Origin of the sequence: Undibacterium sp. TJN25 (assembly GCF_049339885.1) — a bacterium.
GTDB lineage: Bacteria > Pseudomonadota > Gammaproteobacteria > Burkholderiales > Burkholderiaceae_D > Undibacterium.
Window position 1 is genome coordinate 447495 of sequence record NZ_JBMPPM010000003.1, and the last position, 25072, is coordinate 472566.

A 25072-nucleotide genomic window follows, 5' to 3' on the forward strand; every position below is an offset into this window, starting at 1 on the left:
ACTACAGACGCCAGACATTGAAGCCTGCATCTTTCAATTCTGTTCTATTGAATTTTGATTTGACATCCACAAAACATCCGTTTGGAAGGGACTTGCTTGCGTAGTCACTGAGTGGCCGGCGTATCAATTCATCATGGGATACTGCGGCAATTGTGACGGTTGCCTGCGGCAACGCATCCCAGCTTTCCAGCTTCAGACCGTATTCATGCATCGCCTCGTTTGCATCTGCCAAAGGGTCATGAATATGGACGTCTACGCCATAGGACTGTAACTCGAAGATCATTTCCGCAATTTTGGAGTTTCTCAAATCGGCACAATTTTCTTTGAAGGTCAGTCCCATGACGTTGACCACGCAGCCTTTCACATGGTGGTTGGCCTTGATGATTTCCTTCACTACTTTTTCGGCGACAAATTTTGCCATGCCGTCGTTGATGCGGCGTCCCGCTAAAATCACCTGAGGATGGTAACCGAGCATATCGGCCTTGTGGGTCAGGTAATAGGGATCGACACCGATACAATGACCACCTACGAGGCCGGGTCGGAAGTTTAGGAAATTCCATTTGGTCCCTGCCGCCTGTAGCACTTCCAGTGTATCTATTCCTATCATGTCGAAGATAATGGCCAGCTCGTTCATCAGCGCGATGTTGAGGTCGCGCTGGGTATTTTCGATTACTTTTGCAGCTTCCGCAACTTTGATGCTGGTTGCCTTATGTACCCCTGCAGTAATGATGGTTTCATACAGACCAGCCACTTTTTCCAATGTTTCTGCATCGTCGCCGGAAACAATTTTCAAAATGGTTGTCAGTGTATGTTCCTTGTCACCCGGGTTGATGCGCTCCGGTGAGAAACCAACATGGAAATCTTCCTTCCATTTCAAGCCTGAATTCTTTTCCAAGATGGGAATGCAGACTTCTTCGGTTGCTCCAGGATAAACCGTAGATTCGTAGACGATGATGGCGCCACGTTTCATCTGTTTGCCGACCGTTTCACTGGCACCTCTGAGCGGGCCGAAATCCGGATTGTGGGCAATATCTACGGGAGTTGGGACCGCAATAATGATGTAGTCAGCCTGCGACAATGCGGAAGGGTCATTGCTGACGGTCAAATGGCGGGATGCCTGTAATTCTTCTTTACTAAGCTCCCCGGTAGGATCGATGAAATTCTTGTAACTAGCGACTTTGCTTTCCGACAGGTCGAAGCCTATTGTTGTCAGCTTTTTCCCAAATTCAACTGCCAACGGCAAGCCTACATATCCTAGCCCAACTACTCCCACTATATCCATAAAGATTTCCAGTTTGATAATTTCGTTAAGCCAATGTATCAGATGCTTTGTAAACCCGCAATTCCCTTAACAGACAATGTATTTCTACGATCATTGTTGTTGGGAAATATATTTTTTATTGGAGGCTAAGTTTACCAGTTTTAATAGACAGTTTATGTTCAGCTCGCCACATTTATGCTTGCCCTGCAAAATTTGTACGGATATCGATTTGCACTTATTTAGACGGACGCTGCAGCAACTCCTGGATGAAGTTGACCGGTATGGCGTAGGTGATGCCGCTGGGGCTGCTGATGGCAGTTTCCTTGAGCCCTTTGACAAATACCATATTGATCACACCGAATACCTTGCCGGTTTCTGGATCGTACACCGGGCTGCCGCTATTGCCCGGGTAGGCGGTGGCGTCCAGCTGCAGCACAACATAAGGCGCGCGCCGTAGCTGGGCGATCACTTTCGGGTCCAGCGAGCGGGTATCCTGGGTCGGCCTCGTCACCGGCGTGATGGCTGAAATGATGCCCCGGTGCGTAACCTGGTGAAAACCCAGCGCTGCACCCAGCGGGAAACCGGTGAAGGCGACCGGCAGTCCTTCTGCGACAGCGCCCATGTCGGCCATGGCCATCGCAGGCAGCGGCGTGCCGGTAATTTTCAGGCGCGCCAGATCGTGTTCTTCGTCAATGGCGACGATGATAGCTGGCCGAAAATCCGCCGCTTCTCCTTTGCCGACCAGTACGCCCAGCGTTTCCAGCGTGTCGGCGCTGGCGGGGCGGTTGACCACGTGCGCGTTGGTAATCACCGTCAGGCCATCGCCGACGATAAAGCCGGTGCCGTTAAAGCTGACCGCCGGGCTGCGGGTTTTCTGGAAGGTGCCAACCGCAACCACCGACGGTTTGATCGCCTTGATCGTGTCGGGGAAATCTGCCGCCAGCAGCGGCCGGGCCAGTAACAGGCACAAACATGCGAGGAAGTAGTATCTGATGGAGGAAGGTATATTCATGGCGGCTTCGGTAGTGGAGTCCGGCAAAACGAGTCTGGGTGAAAAGGCGGGTTATAGCGGGGCCTTGATAACGGCGAGCCGCTTGTTATCCTGCCATTATGGCGCATGGCATTAAAATTGACACGCGCTTTGGCGTTTGCGCGTGGCCGGGCAGGCTTTTCTTGTAATATGTGGCGGTAGCAGGCCTTGGCAATTCCATGTACGAGACTACTTCCACCTTTATTTTTATCTGATACACGCATGATGCAAGCACCGGCGCTATCCTCTACTTTTGTTGCGGCAATTTGGACGCGATAAACTTTTTCGGCCGTCTCTGCCTGTTCTGCGTGCCTGCTCTGGCCGGCATAATGGCCTGGATAACGGTCTCCGGCATGCTGGCAAAGCCTGCTCCTTCCGTATTGCCTGTGCACGGCCATCCTGCTTTGTTACGGAAAACGGCTGCCGCAGGTTTCGCGCGCCTGGACCTGCTCGCCGTATTGGCAGCCGCCATCGCGGCATGGGGGCTGGCCAGCTATCCGCTGGGAGGCTATTTTCCCTCAGTCGTCGCCTTGCTTTATCTGCTGGCGCTGCGGCGCTGGCCAAAAATTTGGTTGCCCGCAATGCTTGGCGCGTTGCCTGTCCTCGATTTTGCGGCGTTCAGCGGCCGTTTCTTCTTCGATGAATTCGACCTGTTTCTATTGGTGACGATAGCCGGGCTGGCCTGGCATCGCCCGCCTGTAATGAGCGCCACGGGTTTTGCCAAGTCTGCGCTGGTGCTGCTGAGTTTGCTTGCCGTATCGGTTCTGCTGTCCGCGCTGAGGGGCAGTTATCCTTTCCCGGCGCCGGACGCCAATACCTTCAGCAACTATTACAGTCCCTATAACGCGCTGCGCGTGGGGAAAAGTCTGTTATATGGTCTGTTGCTGCTGCCTTTCCTGCGCGATGCGCTGCAGGACAATGCCGGCAATACCTATCGCCGCATTGCGCTGGGCATGGTGATCGGCACTTTTGCGGCGGCGCTGGTCGTAATGTGGGAGAGGCTGTCTTTCCCCGGGCTATGGAACTTCCATAGCGGATACCGGGTAGTCGGGCCTTTTTCCGGTATGCATACCGGCGGCGCCTACGTGGAAGCCTATTTTGCGACGGCCATGCCGTTTGTCTTGTGGTGGACGCTGAAAAGCCGCCGCTGGCTGCCGCGGACGTGCGGCGCGGCGGTTTTTCTGGCCGGTTGCTATGCGATGCTGGTGACCTATGCGCGCGGAGGCTACATTGCGCTCGGGTTGGGCATTTCGGTGTTGCTGCTGAGCCTGCTGTTTCGCCGTAGCGCTTTTTTCCGGCGCCCGCACCTGCGCAGCGCCGCCATCGCATTGCTGCTGGTGCTGGCTACCGGCTGGTTTGCGTTGAAAGACACCCCGATGGAATACCGTTTTTCCATTGCACAAAGAGACGTAGGCACGCGGACGGGGCACTGGTCGCAAATCCTCGGCATGATGGATACGGACAACCGCAGCAGGATGTTCGGTATGGGCCTGGGTTCATTGCCTTATACGTATTACAGCCATAGCGGTCATGACATCCTGTCGGCGTACAGTTTCGTCGGCGGGCCGGACAATACCTATTTGCTGCTCAGCGGCGGCGACCCGTTGTACATGGAGCAGATCGTTGACGTGCATGACGGTGAGGAATACACGCTGGATCTGTCGCTGATGAGTAAAAGCGAAGATGCAGAGCTGGCGATCCCGGTTTGCCGCAAGTGGATGCTGTACGCCACCGCGTGTACGTGGAACGTCGTCAAGGTAGGAAATACTGAAGGTGAATGGAAAAAATTCTCGGTTGCTGTCAGTACCAGAAGGTTTCGGCCCCAAGCCTGGTATGCCAGCCCTACCGTCAAACTCTCGCTGCTCAACCTGAATGAAAATACGCTGGTGGGCGTGGATAATGTGTCGCTGCGGTCGGCCAGCGGTGCAGAACTGATCCGTAACGGCAATTTTGAACAAGGCATGGACCACTGGTTCTTTGCGGCCGACAACCATTTGCCCTGGCACTTCAAGAACTTATGGCTGCAGGTCTACTTTGAGCAAGGCTGGTTCGGCTTGCTGGTTTTTTGCAGCCTGCTGCTTTGTGTGGGGTGGGGATTGCTGAAACGTTACCGCGAAAATGCGTTTCCGTTCCCAGCAATCGCCGCGTCGTTGACGGGTTTCCTCACTGTTGGCGTGGTGGATAGTCTGTTTGATTTTCCGCGCATGGGGCTGATGTTTTACCTGCTGGTGGCCTGCGCACTGCTATGGCCGTTGCCGGACGGTGCCGCCCTAAAGCCTGCCGTCCCATAGCAGAGTGGCGTTTTGCGCAGGGCGGCCTGTTAAAATACGCCCCCACCCTTTCTATGCAATTTTGTTGATTGAAAAGATTTGCCATGAGTTTTCATACCTGGATCACCTTTTTTCTTGCCTGCTGGCTGATTGCCATCTCGCCCGGCTCCGGCGCGGTGCTGTGCATGTCGCATGGCCTTGCCTACGGCGTCAGGAAGACCTCGGGCACGATACTGGGTTTGCAGATGGGCGGCATGCTGCTGCTGTTCATTGCCGGCGCAGGCGTGGGCTCCATCCTGCTGGCGTCGGAAACGGCATTTACCGTTGTCAAGACGGTGGGGGCGCTATACCTGATTTATTCCGGGCTCAGCCAGTGGCGGGCCAGGGTCGATGTTGGCAATGCGCCGCCGGTCAGCCGGCCTGATGCGTTGCCCTTAGCCGGCCATGCGGCAGGAATGGAGGTGCCGGTGTTACGCAAGCGGATATTGCAGGGTTTCCTGACGAACGCAACCAACCCCAAGGGAATTATCTTCATGGTCGCGGTACTGCCGCAATTCATCAGCGCAGAGCGTCCCTTGCTGCCGCAGCTGCTGCTATTGGCAGTCACCATGTGTTCGGTGGATCTTACGGTCATGCACGGTTATGCGTTTGCGGCAGCGACGATGCAGGGTTTCTTCCGCAATGCGCGCGCAGTCAAAACCCAGAACAGGCTGTTCGGCGGGGTGTTGATGGCAGTCGGCACTGCGCTGTTCTTCGTCAAGCGCACCGCCTGATACTGTCAGAGCGATTACTCGCAGGGCTTACCGGAGTTGCCGTTGCAGGCAATCTTGTACAGTTCGTCTTTTAGCTGGCAGCGCCGCAGTTTCAGTTGCTGCAGCGTGTTGTCGTCCAGCCTTTGCTGCGTGCCTGCTTCATCGCGGGTGATTTGTTCGTCAATATCATCATGTGCGGCAAGCAGCCGTACGAAGTGCGGATTCTCTCTTTTAAGGACGGCGATCTGGTCGGCCAATTCGGGACATTCTTTTTCAAGAGCGTGAGAGAGTAGAGATATAGACATACTGCAACTCCTTTTAATTGGCCGTCTGTCCGGTTGGAAGCGGTTGGTAAATGGTAGTGCAGTTTCGCCTGCGCGGCAAATACGCTAAATTATATTGCTTTAAGGGAAATTAAACGCCGTGTACCGGGCCCTGGTGTTCAGGGTCCAGGCGCTGCAGGGAGCCGCGCAGCAGATTGAAAGCCGCCAGTTCAAATTCTTCCGCGTCGCTGAGCTTCAGGCGCAGATGCAAGTGTACGCTGTCGCCGTAAGCGGCGCCGATGACGGTTGCCGCGTACTGCTCCGCCAGCCGCCGGAAAGCCGATTCGTCGGCGAACTGCATGGCGAAGCTGCGCTCGCACAGCACTTCAACCGGGACCAGCTGCGCCGCCTTGAAGGCATCTGAAATCGCCTGGCCGTAAGCCCTGGTCAAACCGCCGGCACCCAGCTTGATGCCGCCCCAGTAGCGCACTACCACAGCCAGCACATTGGCGACCTCCTTATGCACCAGCACGTTGTACATGGGTTTGGCCGCGGTGCCGGAAGGTTCGCCATCGTCGTCCAAACCGGAATCGCCTTCGCACAACAATACCCAGCAGACATGCACGGCATTCGGATGTTGTGCGCGTATCGCCGTCAGCGTGGCGCGTGCCTCGGCGCGGCTGCTGACCGGGTAGAGCGAGCCGAGGAAGCGGCTCTTCTTGATTTCTATTTCAGCACAGGCGCTGGCGACTAGCTGATACATGCACGCTCACAGCGGCGGCATCGACGCCGCCTCATTTCGATTTGACCGTCCTCAATACGATTCCTGCAGCGAAGCATGCAACGCCGGCCCAAAAAAAATAGGGGCTGTAAGGCGCTTTGCCGAGGATTCTGGCGACGCTATGACTGATGCCGCAAGGTTCGCCGGTGCTGTAGATGCAGCTCCGTGCCTCCGACAAATTCATGCCTACCTGCATCAGGATGGGCTGGAAGAACTGGGCCCACCAATAGATGGCTGTTGCAACGATCAACACTCCCGACAGCAGCAGGAAGTTGGCCAGTATTTTAAAATTCATATTGTGTAGTAGGGCATCTGCCGGATCGGCACGGCCCGTTTATTTTAAATTTCGCTGACATTTGTTCATGGCCTTGCGTACAGCATGCGGAACGGCGGAGGCCCGGCAGCAGGGTAGGGCAACAGTCGCGGCATCATGCGCACGCGCCTGGTCAATGTGCGGGCAGGGTATACGCGTATGCCCGCACTCCGTAGCTTACACAGTCAAAGGCTTGTAGCGTATGCGTTTCGGTTTGGCGCCTTCTTCGCCCAGGCGTTTTTTCTTGTCGGCTTCGTATTCCTGGTAGTTGCCGTCAAAGAAGCTGACTTGCGAGTTGCCTTCAAAGGCCAGGATATGCGTTGCGATACGGTCCAGGAACCAGCGGTCATGCGAGATCACCATCACGCTACCGGCAAATTCCAGCAGTGCGTCTTCCAGCGCCCGCAGGGTTTCGACGTCTAGGTCATTGGACGGTTCATCCAGCAGCAGCACGTTGCCGCCTTGCAGCAGGGTCTTGGCCAGATGGAGACGGCCGCGTTCGCCGCCGGACAGGTTGCCGACGATCTTTTGCTGGTCGCCGCCCTTGAAGTTGAAGCGGCCCAGATAGGCGCGCGACGGCATTTCAAAGCGGCCGACCGTCAGGATATCGGCGCCATTGGCCACATCCTCAAAGACGGTCTTGGTATTGCCCAGGTCTTCACGGGATTGGTCCACCAGTGAAATCTTCGCAGTCTGGCCCAGCACCACTTCGCCGCTGTCCGGCTGCTCCAGGCCCTTGATCATCTTGAACAGGGTGGATTTACCGGCGCCATTGGGGCCGATGATGCCGACGATGGCGCCCGGCGGAATCTTGAAGCTCAGGTTGTCGATCAGCAGGCGGTCGCCGAAGGCTTTCGACACATTCTTGAATTCGATGACTTCATTGCCCAGGCGTTCAGCTACAGGGATAAAAATCTCCTGGGTTTCATTGCGCTTCTGGTATTCGTGTTCGCTCATCTCATTGAAGCGGGCCAGACGGGCCTTGCTCTTGGCCTGGCGGGCCTTGGGATTCTGGCGCGACCATTCCAGTTCTTTTTGCAATGCTTTCTGGCGGGCGGATTCGGTAGCTTCCTCCTGCTTCAGGCGGGCCTGCTTCTGGTCCAGCCAGGAGCTGTAGTTGCCCTTCCAGGGGATGCCGTGGCCGCGGTCCAGCTCCAGTATCCATTCGGCGGCATTGTCCAAAAAGTAGCGGTCATGCGTGATCGCCACCACAGTGCCGGGGAAGCGCAGCAGGAATTGCTCCAGCCAGTCTACCGATTCGGCATCCAGATGGTTGGTCGGCTCGTCCAGCAGCAGCATGTCCGGTTTTGACAGCAGTAGCTGGCACAGCGCAACGCGGCGCTTTTCACCGCCGGACAATACGCCTATCTTGGCGTCCCAGGGTGGCAAACGAAGCGCATCGGCGGCCATTTCCAGCTGCAATTCCACGTTGTCGCCGGACGACGTGGAGATGATCGCTTCCAGACGGGCCTGTTCCGTCGCCAGCGCATCGAAATCGGCATCTTCTTCCGCATAGGCGGTATACACTTGTTCCAGCTTGGCCTTGGCTTCAAATACTTCACCCAGCGCGCTTTCTACCGCCTGGCGCACGGTCTGCTCCGGATCCAGTTGCGGTTCCTGGGGCAGGTAGCCTATGTTCAGGTTGGGCATGGGCACGGCTTCGCCCTGGATATCCTTGTCTATGCCAGCCATGATTTTCAGCAGCGAAGACTTGCCGGAGCCGTTCAGGCCCAGCACGCCGATCTTGGCGCCGGGGAAAAAGGACAGCGAGATATCTTTAAGGATCTGGCGTTTCGGCGGGACGATCTTGCCGACGCGGTTCATGGTATAGACGTAATTGGCCATTTGCTATGTTTTCGCGAATCAAAATGAAAAGAGGAGGATGGGCGCAAGCATAAACCATGTTGCGCAGAAGCGGGGAGCTGCCCCCGTGGAAATTTGCGCCAGAGCCGGGCGGAAGGGCCTGTTTGGCGGCAAATGGGCCGCAGACGAAGCTGAAGGTCTTATTTGGACGGGGCAGCAGTTGAGGCCGCGGTTGCTGCAGGAAGGGGCAGCACGATATCGCGGTGCATGGGCGCCAGTAACGCAATCAGCTTGTTCTGCGTCGCCGACGGGACGTTATTTTTGTCCAGCGCGGTCTGCAGGTCTTCTACCAGTGCATTGAACTGCAGGTCGGTGACGCCCATCTTGCCGTGCACCAGTTTCATGTCGTCGCCGGTATATTTACAGCGGCCGCCGCTCAGCACACAAAACTGCTCTTTCAGCAGTTTTGCCAGGTTCTTCATATTGGTTTCCTTGAACTGCTCCTTGATGCGCTCATCCTGCAGTATCAGCACGACCAGGTCGTCAACGATATTGCCTATGCCTTGTTCCGCGCCCAGCGACTGGTACAGCCTGTCGGATGCGGATTGCGCCAGCGCACAGACTGGCGCAGACCCCAGTGACAGGAAAGCCAGCGCAAGGGCCAGCGTCATCACACGCGCATGCATCTGGAAAAAACGGATATTTTTGAATGTCATGGAAATGCGCCTTGCTTAATTGCCGACCTGGACGGACAGATACCAGCCGCGCTGCGTCGTCGGGTTGAAGATGGTGATGTCGCCCAGCGTCGCATACGCTGCGGTGATCGATACGTTTTTGGTGGGGAAATAGGCCAGGAAAATGTCGGAATAGTCTTTTTCGTTGTCTACGCCCAGATTACGCGGCTTCATCCGGTATTCCACGCCGGCCACCAGCTTGCGGTTCAGCATATAGGCGGCTGATGCCTCGAACATGGGTTTGTAGTCGTTGTGCTTGTCGCCGCCGAAGCCGAGCAGGCCCATCTGGTTGGCTTTAGTAAACCGTACCGTTCCGTTCAGCAGCAGGCTTTGGTCAAGGAAAAGCTTGGTCGCCGCGACATAGTAGTCGATGCCGCGGTCATCCTTGGCGCCCAGTTGCTTGACATTGGTAACGCCCAGCGCGCCCAGTCCGCCTACTCCGGTATTGTGCTTGAACATGGCGCCGACCGCGATCTGCGGCATCAGCTTGTCCTGGTCGAACACGGCATCGCCTGCCAGCTTCAGCTTGATGCCGACGATATCCTGCTTGATGTCCAGCTGGTTCAGCGGCGCCTTGCTGCCGGTAAATTCCTGTTTGGCGACAGAGATTTCAACGCGGTCGGCGATGCCCAGCGACATGCCGTAAGTTTTCAGCGTGTAATCCTGCGTGCCCACCTGCGTGTAATGCACATTGCCGCCGTAGCTGTCGCTGGTGCCATAGCCGGTAATCAGCGCCCATGGAGTCAGGCCGCCGCCGCCTGCGCCTTCCAGCTGGCTGACGCCGCCGGTAGCAGTTAGTTTGCCCATATCGGGCATGGGGAGGGTTTGTGCCAGGGCTTGCTGCCCGAGGCTGAGGCTGGCCAACGCCAGCACAGTGGAAGAGGCGGTTTTTTGAAATAGCATGTTTATCCGTCTGGTAAAAGTCGGGCGCGTGCTGGCCTTTTCGTTCTTTCCGGATACTTTAGCTGAATGCCTGCATATCAAGGGCGATATCGAAAGAAAATGGCGAAAATACCACGTTTCACGACTGCAATTTGAAGGTACACTTTAACAAAAAAAATCATCAAAAAAATTACCAATAAGTAATTTTTCATGTGAACTATTGTTGCATGTGGTTAACTTGATAGAATAAAAGCATTAATATCCTCCGCTCGTTATTATCACATTACAAAAGGAGCGGAGCACACGGTTCCTTGATGCTGTCGATCAAATACCGGCAACGTCCGGCTTTATGGTGAACCTGCGCCTGGGAAGAGCAGCAGCATGAAAAAAACCTCGTTACGCCGCGAATTGCTGATTCCTGTCACCGTGCTGGTGATCGGCGTGTCGGTTGCGATTGCCTGGGTGTCCATGAAGGCCGGTACCGATGCTGTGCATACGCTGACCCAGCGTGTGCTGACAGATATGGTCAACCGCATCAGCAACGCCACCGAACGGCACCTGGAAGGCGCCCTGATCGCGCTGGAATCCGTATCGCCGAATCCTCATAGCGTGCCGAAGGAGCAGGCGTTCTCCGACGACATGCACGCGCTGGAGTTCGACCTGTGGGCGGCCAGCGGCCTGTTTATGAACGTCAATAATTACGTGTATTACGGCGGCGATGACGGCCGCTTTGTCGGCGTTTACCGGATTACGAATAATTTTGTCGAATTGTTCTGGCGTGAGCCGGGCACCGCATTGCGCGAGGTGTACGACGTTGCCGCACCCGGCGACAGGAGCAAACTGCTGCGGAGCGAACCCTATGACCCGCGCAGCAGACCCTGGTACCGGGTGGCTTCGGTAACCGACAAACCGGTCTGGTCGGCTATCTACAATAATTTTACGTCTTCCTTCCCCACCATTACGCTGGCCAAGGCGGTCTACCGGAAAGATCATTCACTGGCCGGCGTCGTGGCTACAGACGTGACGCTGCAGGTGCTGTCGGATTTCCTCAAAACCCTGGAAATCAGCAAGAACAGCGTCGCCTATATCCTGGATGCGGAAGGCCATATTGTTGCCACCTCGGGACAGGAATCTCCGGTAAAGAAAGTCAACGGCATGCCGGTGCATATGCTCGCGACCGAAATGAAAACCTCGCTGATCAGCGAAACCTATAAGAAAAGTTTTGAGTGGCAAAGGCAGATATTGCAAAAAAATCCATCGATGCCGCCCACCCAGCAGCTGGAGTTGAACATCGGCACGGTGGACGTTGCCGTCTCTTCACTGGGCAGCAAGCAGGGGCTTAACTGGCTCACCGTCGTAGCGGTGCCGCGCTCCGATTTCATGAGCGGCATCAACCAGGGCTTTGCCCAAAGCGTAGGGATTGCCATCGCCTGCATCATCTTTGCGCTGACCATCGGCCTGACAATGGTCGAAAGGGTCGTCAGGGATATCCGCAAGCTCACCGATGCGGCGGAAAAATTCGGCAACGGCGAGCCCTTGCCCGAGCTGGATATACAGCGCAGCGATGAAATCGGTACACTGGCGCAAACCTTCGTGGAAATGGAAAACAAACTGCGTTTCGATAAGCTGACCCAGGTTGCCAATCGAGAATCCCTGTTTGCACAGATCAATTACCTGCGCAAGCAGGCGGAGCGTAATGCGAGAGAGGAGGACGCATTTACGTTGCTGTTCGTCGACCTGGACCGCTTCAAGTTCATCAACGACAACCATGGCCACGATGCCGGCGACAAGGTGCTGGTCATCATCGCCTCCCGTCTGAAGGCGGCGGTGCGCGACAGCGATCTGGTCGCGCGTTACGGCGGCGACGAATTCGTGCTGTTGCTGAAGGAGACGAAGAGTTCCATCGATATCAATAACATGGTGGAGAAGATATGTTCTCTGGTGGAAGAACCCATCGCGCTGGAAAGCGCAATGGTCAGCGTGGGCGTATCCATAGGCTGGGCCAGCTTTCCGGATGACGGCGACGACTATGTCAAGCTGATCAAGATTGCCGACGGACGCATGTACAAGCGGAAACGGGACAGGAAATCAAACCAGATGCATCTGGTCTGAAAATAGCACAAACGTGTGCCGGATCATGAGCCCGATCACCGCGTGCAGCGATGGTTTTGTCATGGTTATATCTTTTTGATATGATTGGATAAGGACGTTTTCCCAGGCCGAGGCGATCGCGGCTAGCCAGGGAATTGGGGGGCAAACCCTTATGCTATATCCTTGCCTCAAAAAATTGCCGTGTCCGGCCTAATCCCCTTTTCGAGTTCAGCAATCATGATTTTCCGGCAGCTTTTCGATCCCAGCTCATCCACCTATACCTACCTGCTGGGAGACGGCGGCGAGGCGTTGTTGATTGACCCTGTCTATGAGCAGGTGCCGCGCGACCTGGCGTTGCTGCAGGAGCTGGGACTGCGCCTGCTTGCCACGCTGGACACGCATGTGCACGCCGACCATGTGACAGGCGCCTGGCGCCTTCATCAGAGCTGCGGCAGCCGCATCGCGCTGGCCTCAGTGGCCGGCGCCGCGTTGGCAGACCGGCCGCTGCAGCACGGCGACCGCATCAACTTTGGTAGCCGCCATCTGGATGTGCGCGCTACGCCCGGCCACACCAACGGATGCCTGACCTATGTGCTGGACGACCACAGCATGGCGTTCACCGGCGACAGCTTGCTGATCCGCGGCTGCGGCCGCACAGACTTCCAGCAGGGTAGCCCCCAGCAGCTATTTTCCTCCGTGCGAGAGCAAATCCTGACGCTTCCCGACGCTTGCTTGCTCTATCCTGCCCACGACTACCGCGGCATCACCGTCACCAGCGTAGCCGAGGAGCGCCGTTTCAATCCTCGCCTGGGCGGCGATGTGGATGTCGGCGATTTCACCGGATACATGAACAACCTGAACCTGCCGCATCCCAAGCTGATGGCCGTGGCGGTGCCCGCTAACCTGCGCTGCGGCCGGCCGGAAGGGGATGTGCCTGTGCCTCAAGCGCCCACGTGGGCGCCACTGACGCTGCGCTTTAGCGGGGTATGGGAAATTGAGCCGATGGCGCTGCTGGAACATCTGGCCAAAGTACAGATCGTGGACGTGCGCGAAGCGCCGGAATTTATCGACCGTCTCGGCCATTTGCCGGATGCGCGGCTGGTGCCCTTGTCGCAACTGATCGAACGGCTGGCTGAGTTGGACCGTGAACGGCCCGTCGTGGCGGTGTGCCGTTCAGGCGTGCGCTCGGCGCAGGCCAGCGTGCTGTTGGCCAAAGCCGGTTTCCAAGTTGCCAACCTGGCCGGCGGTATGCTGCGCTGGAAAACTGAAGCACTGCCTGTGGCTTCGGATAGCGTCTGAGAAGGCCGAAGAGACTTAATATTCTTACTGCGATGCTAGGCCGCTGCTGAAAACTCCGGCGGTTCCCACTGCCGCATCCATTCCTGCAGCTGTTCTGCCGGCATGGGGCGGCTGATAAAGTAACCCTGTGCCTGGTCGCAGCCCATTTCCTTCAGCAGCTGCATCACGTCCTTGTTCTCCACGCCTTCGGCAACCACCCGCAGGCCCATGTTATGGCCGAGGTCTATCGTGGAACGGACTATCTTGACGTCGTCGGGATCCTGCTCCATTTTCAGCACGAAGGATTTGTCGATCTTCAGTTCATCCACCGGCAGGCTCTTCAGGTAGGCCAGCGATGAATAGCCGGTGCCGAAATCGTCAATCGACAGGTCCACGCCCATGGCGTGCAGCCGCTCCAGCGTTTGCTGCGCGCGGATGGGGTCATCCATGATTGCGCTTTCAGTGATTTCCAGGCAAAACGACGCCGGCGTTACATTGTGCCGTTCCAGGATGTCGGCAAACTTGTTCGGCAGGTCCTGGTCCAGCAAGTCGCGGGTGGACAGATTGACCGACATCTTCAGGTCGAGACCTTGTCGTTTCCATTCGCCGCAGGTCTGCGCCGCCTGTTCCAGCACCCAGCGTGTCAGCAAACGGATAAAACCTGTCTGCTCGGCAAACGGGATAAACTGGTCCGGGAAGATAAAACCTCTTTCCGGATGTATCCAGCGCACCAGCGCCTCCACTGCAATGACCTTGCCTGTGTCCAGCGCTACCTTGGGCTGCACATACAGTCGGAAGGCGTCGTGGTCCAGTGCAGCCCGGAGCTCGCTCAGCAGCGACAGGCTTTGCTGGCTGGATTTGTCGATTTCGGGGATGTAGGTGACTGCGCCGCTGTTTCTTTGCTTGGCCGCATACATCGCCACTTCCGCATGGCTCAGCAGCGACTCGGCGCTCTTGGCATTTTCGGGAAAGCCCGCGATGCCTATGCCGGCGCCCAAGTCCACGGTCTGGTCTTCGATGGAGATCGGCTTTTCCAGCGATTTCAGGATGCGCGCCGCCAGTTCCTGGGCGGCGGCAAGACTGGAGTTGGGCAGCAGGATCGCAAATTCGTCACCGCCCAGGCGTGCCGGCTTGGTGGCGCCCTGGCCCAGTTCCGCGCTGAGCCGCACTGCAACCTGGGTCAGTAGCAGGTCGCCGAATCTGTGCCCCATGACGTCGTTGACGTGCTTGAAACGGTCCAGGTCCATCATCAGCACATAGCAGGATTCTTCCTTGGATTCGGCATGCTTGATCGCATCGTTCAGCATGTTGACGAAGCGGGCCCGGTTCGGCAGGTTGGTTAGCGTATCCCAGTACGCCAGCCGCAAGATTTCTTTTTCACGGTTGGCGATGCCGTCGCGCATGCTGATGAAGGTGCGCGCCAGTTCGCCTATCTCATCCTGCCCCTTGACATCGATCGCCGCCGTATAGTCGCCGCCGCCCAGTTTCCGGGCTGTTTCCGCCAGCTGGCGCATCGGACCGGTGATGCGCCTGGCGGAAAAAGCGCTGACCAGTATCGCTACCAGCACGCCTATGCCTGTCAGTATCAGCAGGTTGAGCTTCAGGTTCTCATACGGGGCAATGGCTTCATTGATGGACCTTTGCAGGACCAGCACGGTGGTCTGGTTCTGCCGGGCATTCTGCGCCAGCTTCAGCACGCGGGCGCTGTAATTGTCGTTGCCGATTTCCAGGTCCTGGATGAATCTTGCCTTGTCCAGGCTGGTCGGCAACTGCCGCGCCAGTTCATTCGCTTCTGCGGAGCCCAGCGTGGAAACGCTGGAAGTCCATGGTCCACCATCCGAGCTGGTCAGCAACGAGACTTGCATGGAAGACAGTTCACGCATATCGGCAACAATTTTCTTGTCGATGGGAATTGCCATCACCACCCAGCCTATTGTCACAGGGGCAGGTGCTTTCAGCGGGACCACGACCAACTGGTAGGGATGGCTTTCCACAATTGCCGTGCTGGAAGTCGCGCCGCCATTTTGCTCGGCCTGGTCTATCATGGAAGGGATCAACTGCTGCAGGCTGGCTGCCAACGCAGTGTTGGTCGAAGCGGTAACGCTTTTGTCCAGCCCTATCAGCATGGTCAGCGTCGATCCTATGCGCTCTCCGTGATTGGACAGCGCCGATTCTATGGTGTCGCGGTCATTTGTATTGACCGCCGACAAGAACCCGAACTCTGAAGCCAGCACCTTGGCGCCGAAAATCAGCCTCTGTGCATTCTGCTCCAGCAGGTTGCTGAATTGCCGCTCACCGATTTTCAGATCTTCCTGGATGGACGCGCGCGCATTGACCTGGATTTCATGGCGTATCGTGAAAAAACCGGCCGCCTGCACGCCCAGGATCAGCACGATGAAAAGCGCAACGACCCGGCTTTCCAGGCTACGGAAGCGCATCTGGCGTCCTTGGCTGCAGCCGCTGCATGTCGTTCTGGCCGGCAGACTGGTAAAACGTGGGCAATGAGACGTGCATTTCGCTGTTTATATTGGTCAATGGATGCCGGTTAATACTGCTTACCCGGCTTTATAGTTCAGTTTAACAGTAATCGTAGCATCGTCTTTATACGTAATGGTCTGCTCATTGATGGGAATGCCCGCCGCCTGCTTGTAGTGCCAGGCCTTCAATGAGTACTTCCCGGCGACGATATTCGCTATCCTGGCCTTGCCCGATGCATCGGTTTTTGCGAAAAAGGGCGTATCGACGACCTGTATATAGGCAATCATCTGATCATGGATATTGCAGCCGACCACCACGGTGCCCGATTTGTCAAACAGGATGGGTTTGGTCGGCGTGCCCGCATACAGCTTGATGTCGAAGGGCTTCGGAGTTGAAAACGAATAAGCGTGATGCCTCACCGTATCGTTGTTCGGGAAATTGATCGCTGTGCCAGTCTGTACTACCGTTACCAGCGGAATAAATTTTTTGTCTTTTTGTTCTATGTCTACCTGGGCTGGTGATTTGACCAGCGGCGCCGAACCTTCTGCATAGACCACGGCGTCGGGCACGGGCTGTCCTGCACTGTCGACCACCTGTACGGTCAGGCTGGCGGACGCGCTGCCGGCAAGGGTACATAGCAATAGGGCAAAAGCGGTCTGGCGGAACGGTAATTTGGTCATGGTTTTGCCCGGTGGGGTCAGAAAAAGAGGATGTCGTAACGCGGACGCCTCATGAGCATCCGCTTTGGCATATGTTTCTCAATGAGAAATCGTGCAACACGTAACTATACTACCGAGTCCTAAATTTTTGCATACGCGCAGAAATAATGCCCCAGGTCATTTTTTGAGGAAAGTGTCGTTTTACAATAGTTGACAAATTCTAATAATGATTTAAAGCAATATGTTTTACATATAATATGATGCAAGGAGTGCAAGAGCGCCTTGAGCCCGTTGCTATAGAAAAATCCTGCTGGCAGGTAATAAAGAACCTCTGGAAATAGTGGAAAAAATCGTTTGCTTTACGGCATTGTCCGGCTATTGTTCCAGTATTGTTGTGAAAATGAACGTACTGTGTTGTCTGGGACGCCCCTCTGATGTATCTTCTGCGTCTACCCCGGGATTTGCTGCTCTGGAATACTAATCGCAATTGCATCCTTAATAGAGTGTAATGGAATCAATCATCAAGCACCTTGTGGAAATCACCGGTCACCGCGACCATGATCTCCTCAACATTTCTGTGATTTCTGCATTAGGCGAACTGACGCGCGCTGAACGCGCGCGCGCGCTGGATATTGTTGCTGTCGGTAAACAAATATTTATTCAACCCCAGATCACCATCAAGAACGGCAAAGTAGTGACCGCGGATGATCCGCAGGATTCACTGCAGGCCGGCGAGGCGATAACACAGTATCCAGACCTGGAGCTGGGACTTGCGCAACATTCCAACCTGATCGAAGGCCTGACAGAAGACGGCAAGCGCGTCGTGTGGCTTCCCATCTGGATTAACGACAAGGTCAACACTTGCCTGGAAATCATCAATCCTGCTTCGTACACGCAAAATACGATGGAAGTGATGGAAGGCATCCTGATTGTTTATCGTAACTTCCAGAACCTGCTGGACTACAGCGAGCGTGACTCGCTGACCGGTTTGCTGAACCGTAAGACTTTCGACGATAATTTTTCCAAGGTGCTGCGTGCGACGACACAACAGCATAACGGCGGCGAAAGCGAAGAGGGCAATGCCGAACGTCGTAACCACGAACCGGAAAAGCAGCACTGGCTCGCGGTGCTGGACATAGACCATTTCAAGCGCGTCAACGACCAGTTCGGTCACCTGTACGGCGACGAGGTGCTGATCCTGATCGCCAATCTGCTGCGTTCTTCATTCCGGCCCAGCGACCGCCTGTTCCGTTTCGGCGGCGAAGAGTTTGTCATCCTGCTGCGCTCCACCACGCAGGAAGATGCACAGCATATCTTTGACCGCTTCCGCATCAATGTGGAGCAGCATCATTTCCCGCAAGTCGGCAAGGTCACCGTCAGCGTCGGCTTTGCCCGCATAGACCCGTTTGAGCCTGCCGTCGCCATCATGGGCCGTGCGGACCAGGCGCTGTATTTTGCCAAGAGCAATGGCCGCAACCGCACCTGCTACTACGACAGCCTGGTGGAAAGCGGCGATCTGCATGCAGAACGCTCCAACGATACCGCCGAATTTTTCTAGCGGATTATCCTGCGCCCGCCTCGGGCCTTGTGCCTAGTGTTGTATGGTGTGGCGCGCCTTCCCGGCTTACACAGCTTCTTTCAGTTCCAGCGATGAAGAAGCGCGGGCGCGCGACATCGTCAGCAGCAGCACGCTGCCCAGGATGATGCACATCGCCACCACCTCGCGCGCGCCGATCTTCTCGCCGCCCAGGAATACGCCCAGCGTGACGGCGATCAATGGGTTGACATACGCATAGCTGGATGCCAGCGCCGGCGGCACTGCCGACAGCAGGTACATATAGGCAGTAAATGCCAGCAGCGATCCGGCCATCACCAGATAAGCCCAGGCCAGCAAGGCTGGAACCGTCATCGGCGCACTGAAGCTTTCACCTTTCAGCAGCGCGACTATCGTCAGGAAGACCCCGCCCATCAGCATTTCGCTGGCAAAGCCCATGGCGCCGGGCGCCACCGACAGCTTTCTTTGCGACAGCACCGAACCTATATCCCAGCAACATACCGCACCCAGCAGCGCGACGATACCTATGGGCTGTGCTGAAAAATCACCGCTGCTGGCCAGCAGCACGGCGCCGACGAACCCGCTGAGGATGCCTGTCCATTCACGCTTGTTGGGCCAGTCGCCGAACATGCCCACGCACAGCGACAATATCATCGGCGAACAGGCAATAAACACCGCCGTCAGTCCGGATGACACGTATTGCTGGGCCACCGCGGTCAAGCCCATGCCGCCGCCCATCAGCAGTACGCCTATCACGCCGGCATCGCGCCACTGCATCAGCGTGGGGTTTTTGACGCCGCGCCATTTCAGCCAGCCGAACAGCAAGGTGCCTGCCACCAGGAAGCGCGTGCCCATCAGCAGAAAGGGCGGAAAGGAGGCGAGGGCGACGTGGATGGCGAAGTAGGTCGAACCCCACACGATATATACAGTCAGCAGGGCAAGGAGGACGAGTCGGGGCAGGCGCAGCATGGGCAGGTGATGAAAATCCGGATTTAGGTGAAATATCGAGAACACAGTGTATGCGTGCGGTGCCTGCTTTTGAATAGATAATCGAAGGCAAATCGGTTACATTACTTTGGATTTAATCGAAAACAGGGCGGTTTCCCGTGAAGATAGAACTGGACCAGATGGACGGCAAGATCCTGGAGATTTTGCAGGAAGACGCGCGGGTAACCCTGGCAGAGATAGGGCGGCGCATACATCTGAGCCAGCCTGCGGTCGCGGAGCGCGTCAGGCGCATGGAAGCCGCCAACGTGATCACCGGCTATCATGCGCGCGTGAATCCGACAGCGCTCGGCTACGGCATGACGGTGTTCGTGCGGGTAGCGCCGCACTCGGATTACCGTGCAGTGGCCGCGGTCGCCGAGCAGCTGCCCGAAGTTGTGGAATGCCACTCGCTGACCGGCGACGACTTCATCGTCAAGGCGATCGTCCCTTCGGTGCAGGAACTGGAGCGCGTACTGGAAGCGCTGACGCGCCACGGCGCCACCTCCACGTCGGTGGTGCTGACTTCGCCGGTGGAGCGGCGAGCATTGAAACCTGTGTTGATGTAGCGCGGCCCGATGGAATTGCGCCAGCTCCGTTATTTTGTCGCGATTGTCGACCATGGCTCGCTGTCGCGCGCAGCCAGGGTCCTGCATATCGTGCAGCCTGCGCTGACGCAGCAGTTGCAGCAGCTGGAAGAGGAGTTGGGCGCTGCGCTGCTGCACCGTTCGGCACAGGGCATGCTGCCCACCGACGCCGGCAAGCTGTTCTACGAACATGCACAGGCCATCCTCAAGCAGGTCGGCGATGCCAAGTCGGCAGTCGCCCAGTCCGCCGACAAGCCGGCAGGCACCGTTGCGCTGGGCATACCGCAGAGCGCTTCCGGCGCGCTGGCGCTGCCATTACTGAAGGCGGTACGCGCACACTATCCGGAAATTTCGCTGCAGATGACGGAAGAGCTGACCGGCAATCTGACAGAGCAGCTGAAGTCGGGCCGTATCAACCTTGCAGTGCTGTTTGACGACGGCCAGCTGGGCGGTTTTTCGGTGCAGCCGCTGGTGGAAGAACAGATGATGTATATCGCCCGCGCCGATTCACAATTCATCAGCAAGCGCAAAATCATTCCATTGGAAAAGGCCTTGCAGGCGCCATTGATATTGCCGGGTTTGCAGCATGGCGTACGCCCCCGCATAGAAGGCATAGTCCGGCAGGCGGGCTTGTCGATCGATAATGTCATCGACATCAACTCCATCGCCATCCTTAAATCCGCGTTGATGGCCGACATGGGGGCGACCATCTTGCCGGTCGCGCCGCTGCTTGCCGAAATCGAGCGTGGCGAGCTGCGCGCCTGGCCGATAGGCGGAACGCCGATATCCCGCACCGTCGTGCTGTGCGCTTCGCGGAACATACCGCTGACTAACGCGGCCGGCGCGATAGAACGGCTGGTGCTGGAAGTGGCGCACGACTTGTGCGACAGTGGCCGCTGGCTGGGCGCGCGCAGCCTGATGAAGGCTATCTGATGGAGAGGTGGCATTGATCAGCCTGGAAACCTTCCGCCACCTGAATCTGGCGCTGACGCTGATATCCGTGGTGGGCGTTCCCTTGCTGGGCATGCGCAAGGCTGGGCTGGCGGTAGCGTGCGTCGTATTATTCATCGTCATGCTGCTCATGTTTTCCTTCGGCTTGCCGGCGCAGATGCCGCTGCAGCAAAGGCTGCTGCATGCCGTTATCCAGACCGTCGTTGACCTGTCGCTGGGCTTTGCCAGCGCATGGCTGATACGCGTTTTTATGCGACACCGTAACCGGAGAGCGCAGCTTCAAAGCCTGCAGGCTGATGGCGACATGCGTTGACAGGGGTATCATAATTCATGATACCCCTATTCAAATTCCGTATTTCCCAGTTCCCGCAACTGTCACTACACTAGCCCTACAGCAGATTTCAAAGGGAGTCGAGGAGGCGCTGCAGCTAGGAGCCGGCCTGGCCGAGATGCTTACAAAGCGTGTCTGTCATGCCTGCCCATATTCGAAGCTTCCTTTGAACATCCAATCTGTATAAAAAATATTAATACTTGTTGTCGCAAGAGAAAGATCATGTTTTTCTACGGCAGAGTTTTCTATTTTTGATGCAGATTGGAATAAAATGGCTGCCATCACAGCCCTGCACAATTGGCAAACCTGCGTCTTACCGGTCGCATCGAATGCCAGTTTGCAAACGAAATCACAAATTTTTGGAGTACACATGTCATCCGACGCAGCAATGGAATCTGCTGGTCTGGCGTCCGCGCCTGTCCAGCAATCTGCCACGCAAGATACCCCCATCGTCCAGCAAAATGCGCAAGCCGTGCAAACACTGGCGCCGGTCAGCCTCGACGATAAATATACGTCCCATAGCGGCACCATCTTCCTGTCCGGCATACAGGCGCTGGTGCGCCTGCCGATGATACAAAGACAGCGCGACCTGGCCGGGGGCCTGAATACCGCGGGTTTTATCTCCGGGTATCGAGGTTCGCCTCTGGGCGGTTTGGACGAGACATTGTGGAAAACCAAAAAATTGCTGGAAGCCAGCCACGTCAAGTTTGTGCCCGGCGTCAATGAAGACCTGGCTGCAACGGCAGTCTGGGGCACGCAGACGGTAGACCTGATCGGCCCGTCGAAATACGACGGCGTATTTTCCATGTGGTACGGCAAGGGCCCCGGCGTCGACCGTTGCGGCGACGTATTCAAGCACATGAACCATGCCGGCACTGCCAAGCATGGCGGCGTGCTGCTGGTTGCCGGCGATGACCACGGCGCTTATTCTTCCACACTGCCGCACCAGTCCGACCATATTTTTTCCGCCTGCATGATTCCGATGCTGTATCCCTGCAATGTACAGGAATACCTGGATCTGGGCTTGCACGCATGGGCGATGTCGCGCTTTTCCGGCTGTGCGGTCGGTTTCAAGGCGCTGGCCGATACGGTGGAATCCAGCTCATCGGTGGATGCCGACCCCTTCCGCCTGAAGATCACGATACCGGAAGACTTTGTGATGCCGGAAGGCGGCCTGAATGCGCGGCTGTCGCTGGACACCCTGGGCATACAGGCGCGCAAGCAGGAAGCGCTGATGCAGGATTACAAGATCTATGCGGCGCTGGCCTATGCGCGTGCCAACAAGCTGAACCACACCACCATCGACAGCCCGCATGCGCGGCTGGGCATCATCGCCTCCGGCAAGTCTTATCTGGATGTGCTGGAAGCGATGGAAGAGCTGGGCATTGATGAAAAATTCGCCGCCGAGATCGGTATACGTTTGTACAAGGTAGCGATGCCGTGGCCGCTGGAGCCGGACGGCGTGCGTGAGTTTGCGCAGGGGCTGGACGAGATACTGGTGGTGGAAGAAAAGCGCCAGATCGTTGAATACCAGCTGAAAGAACAGCTATACAACTGGCGTGACGATGTGCGCCCGCGCGTGATCGGCAAGTTTGATGAAAAAGGCGAATGGGTTGCCCCGCGCGGCGAATGGCTGCTGACATCCAAGGCCGATTTCTCGGTGGCGCAGATTGCGCGCGTAATCTCGGCACGCATCGCCCGTTTCCACACCAGCGACCTGATCAAGGCCAGGCTGGCCTTCCTGGAAGCGAAGGATGTGGTACTGAACAAGGCGGTCAGCACGCCGCCGCGTCCCGCCTATTATTGCTCCGGCTGTCCGCACAATACGTCGACCAAGGTGCCGGAAGGCAGCCTGGCGCTGGCCGGCATAGGCTGCCATGTAATGGCAACCGCGATTTACCCGGAATTCAACAAGCTGACCACGCACATGGGCGGCGAGGGCGCACCATGGATAGGCCAGGCGGCATTTTCCACCTTGCCGCATGTATTCCAGAACCTGGGCGACGGCACCTATTTCCACTCCGGCTACCTGGCGATACGCGCAGCGGTCGCTGCCAAGGTGAATATCACCTATAAGATTTTGTACAACGATGCGGTCGCGATGACCGGCGGCCAGCCGGTGGACGGCACTATCAGCGTGCCCATGATGGCGCAGCAGATGGCGGCCGAAGGCATACAGCGCATTGCGCTGGTGACCGAAGACCTGTCGCGCTACACCGATCGTTCCAGCCTGCCTGCGCTGGTGACCCTGCACGACCGCAAGGATATGGATGCAGTGCAGCGCGAACTGCGTGACATTCAAGGCGCCACCGTGCTGATCTACGACCAGACCTGTGCCGCAGAGAAGCGCCGCCGCCGCAAGAAGGGAGAGTTCCCCGACCCCGACCAGCGCATGGTCATCAACGAAGCCGTCTGCGAGGGCTGCGGCGATTGCGGCGTACAGTCCAACTGCACGTCCATCATGCCGCTGGAAACCGAATTCGGCCGCAAGCGCACCATCGACCAGTCTTCCTGCAACAAGGACTACTCGTGCGTCAAAGGCTTTTGCCCCAGCTTTGTGACGGTAGAAGGCGGCAAGCTGAAAAAGTCCCGGGCGGGCGTAGGCAAGAGCGGCGTGGATGACGGTTTCGGTCCACTCCCTCAGCCGCAGATACCTGCTTGCGCGACGCCTTACAACATCTTGCTGAACGGCATAGGCGGCACCGGTGTGATCACCATAGGTGCGCTGATCGGCATGGCGGCTCACCTGGAAGGCAAGGGCGTATCGGTGCTGGACATGACCGGCATGTCGCAGAAAAACGGTTCGGTCACTTCGCATATCCGTATCGCAGAAAGTGCTGCCCGGCTGCACGCACAGCGCATCGCCACCGGCGAGGCGGACTTGGTGCTGGGTTGCGACATCCTGACCACGGGGGCGCATGACGCCATCTCCAAGATGCGTGCCGGACGTACCCGCGCCGTCGTGAACACGCATCAGCAGCCTACCGGCCCGTTTGCGAAGAATCCGGACTGGGAATTCCCTATCGAGGCAGTCCAGCAGTTGATTGTCGAGTCGGTGGGCAATAACGCCGACCTGATCGATGCGACCAAACTGGCCACTGCACTGATGGGCGACTCCATCGCGACCAATTTGTTCATGCTGGGGTTTGCCTACCAAAAAGGGGCGATCCCTGTCTCTGAGCAGGCCTTGATGCGTGCGGTGGAATTGAACGGTGTGGCGATCGAATCCAACAAGAAGGCTTTCCTGTGGGGCCGCCGGGCTGCGGTCGATTTACAGAAGGTGGAAAAAGTGGCGATTCCGTCGCAGCCGGTGATCATGCAAATGCCGCAAAGCCTGGATAGCATCATCAAGCGCCGCGTGGCTTTCCTGACCGATTACCAGGATGCCGCGTACGCGCAGCAATACCAGGATCTGGTCGGCAAGGTGCGCGCGGTGGAATCGGGCCTGGCGCTGGGCAACAAGCTGACTACTGCTGTCGCCAAATACGCTTTCAAGCTGATGGCCTATAAGGACGAATACGAAGTAGCCCGCCTGTACACCGACGGCCAGTTCACCGAGAAACTGATGCAGCAGTTTGAAGGCGATTTTTCATTGAAGTTCAACCTGGCGCCGCCGCTGTTTTCGAAAAAAAATGCGCAAGGGCATTTGATCAAGGCGCAATACGGTTCCTGGGTCTGGCAGGCATTCAGGCTGCTGGCCACATTCAAGAAATTGCGGGGAAGCAAGCTCGATATCTTCGGTTACAGCGAAGAGCGCAAGGCAGAGCGCGCGATGAGTGCCGACTATCAGGACATGATCCTGTCGCTGGTCAAGGATCTGAACAAGGACAAGCTGGATCTGGCGGTGGAACTGGCAAACCTGCCGGAAAAAGTGCGCGGTTTCGGCCACGTCAAAGAAAAAGCAATGAAAACATACTATGCTGACAAGGTGGGGCTGTTGCAAAAGTTGCAGGCCGGTGTTGCTGCGGAGATAGCGCGCGCAGCGTAATCGCCTGAAAAGGCAGGATGCCGGCATCCTGCCTTCCCGTATTTTTTGCAGCTGCCCGTTTATTAATTTCATATTGACGTT

General features: G+C 56.8%; 22 protein-coding genes. 10 read left to right on the top strand and 12 right to left on the bottom strand.

Annotated elements, in window-relative coordinates; translation table 11 throughout:
• Position 1: 1 nt before the first annotated feature.
• Positions 2 to 1282: a nucleotide sugar dehydrogenase gene (locus tag ACO0LO_RS08990; RefSeq protein ID WP_422963870.1), complete on the bottom strand. Its 1281-nt coding sequence runs from the start codon at positions 1280 to 1282 to the stop codon at positions 2 to 4.
• Positions 1283 to 1496: 214 nt separating this feature from the next.
• Entirely contained in the window at positions 1497 to 2273 is a 777-nt protein-coding gene (locus ACO0LO_RS08995) for a S1 family peptidase (RefSeq protein ID WP_422963871.1), read from the bottom strand.
• 347 nt (positions 2274 to 2620) lie between these two features.
• On the opposite strand from ACO0LO_RS08995, the gene ACO0LO_RS09000 reads away from it, so the two are divergent.
• Both ACO0LO_RS09000 and ACO0LO_RS09005 read left to right on the top strand, forming a co-directional pair.
• On the top strand, positions 2621 to 4582 hold the full coding sequence (locus tag ACO0LO_RS09000) for a hypothetical protein (protein WP_422963872.1): 1962 nt from the start codon (positions 2621 to 2623) through the stop codon (positions 4580 to 4582).
• Positions 4583 to 4665: 83 nt separating this feature from the next.
• Positions 4666 to 5334: a LysE family translocator gene (locus ACO0LO_RS09005; RefSeq protein WP_422963873.1), complete on the top strand. Its 669-nt coding sequence runs from the start codon at positions 4666 to 4668 to the stop codon at positions 5332 to 5334.
• Positions 5335 to 5348: 14 nt separating this feature from the next.
• On the opposite strand, the gene ACO0LO_RS09010 is transcribed toward ACO0LO_RS09005, so the two are convergent.
• The 6 genes from ACO0LO_RS09010 to ACO0LO_RS09035 all read right to left on the bottom strand — a co-directional run bounded on the left by ACO0LO_RS09010 (position 5349) and on the right by ACO0LO_RS09035 (position 10110).
• Positions 5349 to 5618 (bottom strand): YdcH family protein, encoded by a 270-nt coding sequence (locus ACO0LO_RS09010; RefSeq protein ID WP_422963874.1) that lies wholly within the window; start codon positions 5616 to 5618, stop codon positions 5349 to 5351.
• Positions 5619 to 5727: 109 nt separating this feature from the next.
• Positions 5728 to 6339, bottom strand: a complete 612-nt coding sequence (locus ACO0LO_RS09015) for an IMPACT family protein (RefSeq protein WP_422963875.1) — start codon at positions 6337 to 6339, stop codon at positions 5728 to 5730.
• Between the two features lie 31 nt (positions 6340 to 6370).
• Positions 6371 to 6652, bottom strand: a complete 282-nt coding sequence (locus ACO0LO_RS09020) for a hypothetical protein (protein ID WP_422963876.1) — start codon at positions 6650 to 6652, stop codon at positions 6371 to 6373.
• A 195-nt stretch (positions 6653 to 6847) separates the two neighbouring features.
• Positions 6848 to 8515 (bottom strand): energy-dependent translational throttle protein EttA, encoded by a 1668-nt coding sequence (ettA, locus tag ACO0LO_RS09025; RefSeq protein WP_422963877.1) that lies wholly within the window; start codon positions 8513 to 8515, stop codon positions 6848 to 6850.
• A gap of 158 nt (positions 8516 to 8673) precedes the next feature.
• Positions 8674 to 9189, bottom strand: coding sequence for a group I truncated hemoglobin (locus ACO0LO_RS09030; protein ID WP_422963878.1), 516 nt, complete (start codon positions 9187 to 9189; stop codon positions 8674 to 8676).
• Between the two features lie 15 nt (positions 9190 to 9204).
• Positions 9205 to 10110: a DUF3034 family protein gene (locus ACO0LO_RS09035; RefSeq protein WP_422963879.1), complete on the bottom strand. Its 906-nt coding sequence runs from the start codon at positions 10108 to 10110 to the stop codon at positions 9205 to 9207.
• Here ACO0LO_RS09035 and ACO0LO_RS09040 point away from each other — a divergent pair.
• The 3 genes from ACO0LO_RS09040 to ACO0LO_RS09050 all read left to right on the top strand — a co-directional run bounded on the left by ACO0LO_RS09040 (position 10109) and on the right by ACO0LO_RS09050 (position 13479).
• On the top strand, positions 10109 to 10258 hold the full coding sequence (locus ACO0LO_RS09040) for a hypothetical protein (protein ID WP_422963880.1): 150 nt from the start codon (positions 10109 to 10111) through the stop codon (positions 10256 to 10258). The genes ACO0LO_RS09035 and ACO0LO_RS09040 overlap by 2 nt on opposite strands.
• Before the next feature lie 212 nt (positions 10259 to 10470).
• Positions 10471 to 12201, top strand: coding sequence for a diguanylate cyclase (locus ACO0LO_RS09045; protein WP_422963881.1), 1731 nt, complete (start codon positions 10471 to 10473; stop codon positions 12199 to 12201).
• Positions 12202 to 12417: 216 nt separating this feature from the next.
• Entirely contained in the window at positions 12418 to 13479 is a 1062-nt protein-coding gene (locus ACO0LO_RS09050; protein ID WP_422963882.1) for a rhodanese-like domain-containing protein, read from the top strand.
• 35 nt (positions 13480 to 13514) lie between these two features.
• Here ACO0LO_RS09050 and ACO0LO_RS09055 read toward each other — a convergent pair whose 3' ends face one another.
• Both ACO0LO_RS09055 and ACO0LO_RS09060 read right to left on the bottom strand, forming a co-directional pair.
• Positions 13515 to 15896 (bottom strand): putative bifunctional diguanylate cyclase/phosphodiesterase, encoded by a 2382-nt coding sequence (locus tag ACO0LO_RS09055; protein ID WP_422963883.1) that lies wholly within the window; start codon positions 15894 to 15896, stop codon positions 13515 to 13517.
• A gap of 117 nt (positions 15897 to 16013) precedes the next feature.
• The gene (locus tag ACO0LO_RS09060; RefSeq protein WP_422963884.1) at positions 16014 to 16616 is read right to left on the bottom strand and encodes a methylamine utilization protein; all 603 of its coding nucleotides are present in this window, start codon (positions 16614 to 16616) and stop codon (positions 16014 to 16016) included.
• A 487-nt stretch (positions 16617 to 17103) separates the two neighbouring features.
• Between ACO0LO_RS09060 and ACO0LO_RS09065 the strand changes: the two genes are divergently transcribed.
• Entirely contained in the window at positions 17104 to 18153 is a 1050-nt protein-coding gene (locus ACO0LO_RS09065) for a GGDEF domain-containing protein (RefSeq protein ID WP_422963885.1), read from the top strand.
• A 66-nt stretch (positions 18154 to 18219) separates the two neighbouring features.
• Here the strand turns inward: ACO0LO_RS09065 and yedA are convergent, their stop codons facing one another.
• The gene (gene yedA, locus ACO0LO_RS09070; RefSeq protein ID WP_422963886.1) at positions 18220 to 19119 is read right to left on the bottom strand and encodes a drug/metabolite exporter YedA; all 900 of its coding nucleotides are present in this window, start codon (positions 19117 to 19119) and stop codon (positions 18220 to 18222) included.
• A 137-nt stretch (positions 19120 to 19256) separates the two neighbouring features.
• Here yedA and ACO0LO_RS09075 point away from each other — a divergent pair, with 137 nt between their 5' ends.
• From ACO0LO_RS09075 to ACO0LO_RS09085, 3 genes are read left to right on the top strand one after another with little or no spacing between them, the layout of a single operon-like run.
• On the top strand, positions 19257 to 19703 hold the full coding sequence (locus ACO0LO_RS09075; protein WP_422963887.1) for an Lrp/AsnC family transcriptional regulator: 447 nt from the start codon (positions 19257 to 19259) through the stop codon (positions 19701 to 19703).
• A gap of 9 nt (positions 19704 to 19712) precedes the next feature.
• Complete coding sequence (locus tag ACO0LO_RS09080) at positions 19713 to 20654, top strand: LysR substrate-binding domain-containing protein (RefSeq protein ID WP_422963888.1); 942 nt, start codon at positions 19713 to 19715, stop codon at positions 20652 to 20654.
• A 7-nt stretch (positions 20655 to 20661) separates the two neighbouring features.
• Positions 20662 to 20985 (top strand): hypothetical protein, encoded by a 324-nt coding sequence (locus ACO0LO_RS09085; RefSeq protein ID WP_422963889.1) that lies wholly within the window; start codon positions 20662 to 20664, stop codon positions 20983 to 20985.
• Positions 20986 to 21141: 156 nt separating this feature from the next.
• On the opposite strand, the gene ACO0LO_RS09090 is transcribed toward ACO0LO_RS09085, so the two are convergent.
• Positions 21142 to 21285, bottom strand: a complete 144-nt coding sequence (locus ACO0LO_RS09090) for a hypothetical protein (RefSeq protein WP_422963890.1) — start codon at positions 21283 to 21285, stop codon at positions 21142 to 21144.
• 88 nt (positions 21286 to 21373) lie between these two features.
• Here ACO0LO_RS09090 and ACO0LO_RS09095 point away from each other — a divergent pair, with 88 nt between their 5' ends.
• On the top strand, positions 21374 to 24991 hold the full coding sequence (locus tag ACO0LO_RS09095) for an indolepyruvate ferredoxin oxidoreductase family protein (protein WP_422963891.1): 3618 nt from the start codon (positions 21374 to 21376) through the stop codon (positions 24989 to 24991).
• Positions 24992 to 25072: the final 81 nt, after the last annotated feature.